The organism is Halorubrum sp. GN11_10-6_MGM, from assembly GCF_005435165.1.
GTDB lineage: Archaea > Halobacteriota > Halobacteria > Halobacteriales > Haloferacaceae > Halorubrum.
The window spans coordinates 1-459 of record NZ_SGUC01000162.1 but is presented as its reverse complement, the minus strand read 5'-3'; the positions used below and the strand labels follow the sequence as shown (position 1 = coordinate 459).

Annotated in this window: 1 protein-coding gene; it reads right to left on the bottom strand. The window is 52.5% G+C overall.

The genetic code is table 11. From position 1 onward, the window contains the following. A partial coding sequence (locus EXE46_RS16540; protein ID WP_199234231.1) for an alpha-1,2-fucosyltransferase occupies positions 1 to 459 on the bottom strand: 459 nt, incomplete at both ends.

Sequence of the window (459 nt, the reverse complement as noted above, 5' to 3'; positions counted from 1 at the left end):
GTAGAGTCGCTGACGAAGCTGGCCGGGATACCAAATCACCGGCATTCGTCCTAAGTATGAGGCCCACATACTGAATGTAGAACCAGACGCGATCAAAACACCTGCCTGGGATAGAGCAAGCATGTCGGCGATGCTTGATCCAAAGTACGCCCGGATTGTGTTCGGAGCGTTCAGGATGGGTCTCAGTCTGTCGTTGTCAACATCTGAGAAGATGTATGCAGGCACGGACTCTCCAATCACGGACCGGACTTGGCTCAGTTTTTTCTTGTACCAGCTGAGGGGAAGTTTGGTGTTGTGTCCAGCGTCCTCAAGATCCTCGCCCGGCCCTGGCTCCTCGAAGTCGTCACCAAGGCGCACATGGACGCATACGGATTTTCGCGGCACCTCCTGAATTCCATCCTTGTGCTTTCCTTTCGTCATAGACAGAAGTTCATGACGAACGAAATCGTGTTCTTTAAC